4 protein-coding genes are annotated in these 2,472 nt (G+C 73.6%); 2 read left to right on the top strand and 2 right to left on the bottom strand.

Annotation, left to right across the window (positions count from 1 at the left end; all coding sequences use genetic code 11):
- Positions 1-567, bottom strand: a 567-nt coding sequence (locus AC2W7A_RS11515) for a hypothetical protein (protein WP_485991469.1), incomplete at its 3' end; no start/stop codon positions are given.
- Between the two features lie 219 nt (positions 568-786).
- Between AC2W7A_RS11515 and AC2W7A_RS11510 the strand changes: the two genes are divergently transcribed.
- Positions 787-1,347: a WhiB family transcriptional regulator gene (locus AC2W7A_RS11510; RefSeq protein WP_485991468.1), complete on the top strand. Its 561-nt coding sequence runs from the start codon at positions 787-789 to the stop codon at positions 1,345-1,347.
- Between the two features lie 94 nt (positions 1,348-1,441).
- Here the strand turns inward: AC2W7A_RS11510 and AC2W7A_RS11505 are convergent, their stop codons facing one another.
- A complete protein-coding gene (locus AC2W7A_RS11505; protein WP_485991467.1) occupies positions 1,442-1,768 on the bottom strand; it encodes a hypothetical protein in 327 nt (108 codons plus the stop codon).
- A gap of 315 nt (positions 1,769-2,083) precedes the next feature.
- On the opposite strand from AC2W7A_RS11505, the gene AC2W7A_RS11500 reads away from it, so the two are divergent.
- Positions 2,084-2,472, top strand: a 389-nt coding sequence (locus AC2W7A_RS11500) for a DUF3499 family protein (RefSeq protein ID WP_485991470.1), incomplete at its 3' end; no start/stop codon positions are given.

Below are 2,472 nucleotides of genomic sequence, written 5' to 3'. Positions count from 1 at the left end.
CGGGGTGTCCGCGAAGCGGTCCGCCTCACCGAGCAGGGCCTCGGCCATGTCCACGTCCGCGGCGGAGACCTCCTCCGGGTGGGCGCGCACGGCGGAGAGGTCGCGCGGCAGCGCGAGGCGCAGGCCCAGCGCGCCCGGAGCAGCGGGGCGGAGGCGTCCTGGGTGACCACCGCGTCCACCTCCACCGAGGCGTCCGGTGCCGAGCCGGGGGGTGGTCTCGGCAGGGTCCTCGGCGGCGTCTCCTCGGGACGCGTCGGCGGCGTCGGCCTCGGCCGGGAAGGTCGGCTCCACGCCGGCGCAGACGGCGCCGAAGGCGACGGCCAGGGACATCCAGTGCACGGGGAGGTCCAGGCGGAGGCGAGTGCCGTCGTCGAGGTCCTCGGCCGCGCAGAGGGCGGCCGTCTTGGCGGCCCACGTCATCAGCACGGACCCGGAGATCTCGATGCGGGCGTCCACGCCGGAATCCGTGTCCGCGGAGCCCGGCAGGTGGATCAGCACGGGGCGTGCGGTGGCCTCGAGGCGACGGGCCAGAGGGGCGTTCGAATCGGGGCGTGACAGGGTGACCATGCGCCCCAGTGTGGCACGCCGAGGCGGGTCTGCTATAGGGGGTCCGAGGCGCTCTTCCGAGTGCGGACTCGGCTTGACGAACAGGGAGTTACACCGGTGTAATTGAGGCAGTCGAGAGGCGATCCGAACCGGGTGTCCCCGGTGCCGGGCCGGCATGCAGATGCCGTGCGGTGGTCGCCCGCAAACCACCCACGTGCACGCCTCCGGAAGGACCCTGTCATGGAGAACACGCAACGAGCTGAGGACGTCCGGCGCAGCGCTGCTGCGCCCGCCGCGTCCCCGGACCGGAGCGTCCCCGCTGACTGGTTCATCGACCCGGCGGACCCGCAGGCCGGGCGCTGGCAGGAGGCCTCGCTCGAGGACCAGGCCACCGCGTTCCTCACGGCCCACGGGCTGGACGAGGACGCGCAGGAGCAGCCGGACGAGCAGTCGCAGGGCGGCACCGTCACCGCCCTGTTCCCCTCCTCGGCGCCGCAGCAGCCGAAGGGTGCCCCGTCCCTCAAGGACGATCCGTGGCAGGTGCTGCCGCTGGCCATGGAGCCGGCCGAGATCGAGGGCGAGCTCGCCTGGCAGGTGGACGCCCTCTGCGCCCAGACCGACCCGGAGGCGTTCTTCCCGGAGAAGGGCGGCTCGACCCGGGATGCGAAGAAGGTCTGCGGCGCCTGCCCGGTGCGTCAGGAGTGCCTGGACTACGCCATGGCCAACGACGAGCGCTTCGGCATCTGGGGCGGCCTGTCCGAGCGTGAGCGCCGGCGGCTGCGCAAGATGCAGCAGGGCTGACGGCTTTTCAGGAGTCTTGCGGGCGAACCTTCCCGGAATTTTGCGCGGAATTGCGGGAAAGTTCGCCCCCACACCGCGCAAGAGAGGGCACCCCTCAGAGGTCGCCCCAGCCGGGGTCGAGCTGCTGCGGGTCCCGGCCGAGGGCCTCCGCGCAGCGGGCCAGGACGGTGGCGTAGACCGCGGTGTCCAGTTCGCCCGCCTCCACGGCCGCGAGGATCGGGCGCTCGTGCAGGGTCACCACCAGGGTCCCGTCGCCGCGCCTGGCGAGGCTGGACCACAGCTGCTCCGGCCCGGGCCGCATCCCCGCGCGCATCCGGCTCAGCAGCGCGTCCGCGTGGTCCGGGATGCGCTGCACGCGCACCACCACGCCCAGCAGCCCCGGCTCGCCCAGCCCGCCGAGCTTCTCCACGGCCTGCTGCACGGCCTCCTCCAGCCGGTCCTGCCGACTCCGCTGTGCCCGCCGGCCCAGCGGCACCGGATGGCGGACACCCCGACCGTGCCGGTCACGCGACCGCACCGGGATGTCGCCCGCAACCGCACGCCTCCGGCCCCCACGCCTCCGGCTCCCGCCGGCACCGCCGCCCGTCTCGTCGGAACCCTCCGTGGACTCCTCGTGCGGCTGTTCCCACGGCTCGGGGGAGAACTGCAGGGGCGCGAACGGCGAATCGGACATGGCCACAGGCTAGGTCATCCTTGTGCGGCCCGATCCCGAGTAGGCTGGTGCGCCGTGGGAGCCATGCGTCGATGCAGCAAGACGGGGTGCCAGCGCAACGCGTTGGCCACCCTGACGTACAACTATGCCGATTCGGCGATGGTGATCGGTCCGCTCTCGCGCCGTGCCGAACCGCACACCTATGACCTCTGCGGCGAGCACGCCGCGTCCATGACGCCGCCGAAGGGCTGGGAGGTCCTGCGCCTGGAGCTGCCGGAGCGCTACGAGCCGGTCCCGGCCCGGACGACCTCCTCGCGGTCGCCAACGCCCCTGCGCCCGCCGCGCTCGCCGCGGCCGCTTCAGCCCCACGGCGTCCTCGTCCGATCTGCCCCGCCCCCAGCAGGAGCAGGACAACGACGACGGCCCGGCCCCCCCTCCGCCACGTCCGTCACCTCCGCGCACCGGTCCGCGTC

It is taken from the genome of Micrococcus sp. LASM2_SD2 (assembly GCF_057364565.1).
This window is presented reverse-complemented; position numbering and strand designations above follow the sequence as displayed.

Bases quoted from the DNA above. Each gene is read 5' to 3' on its own strand.
- AC2W7A_RS11510 (WP_485991468.1), top strand. From the start codon at position 787: ATGGAGAACACGCAACGAGCTGAGGACGTCCGGCGCAGCGCTGCTGCG.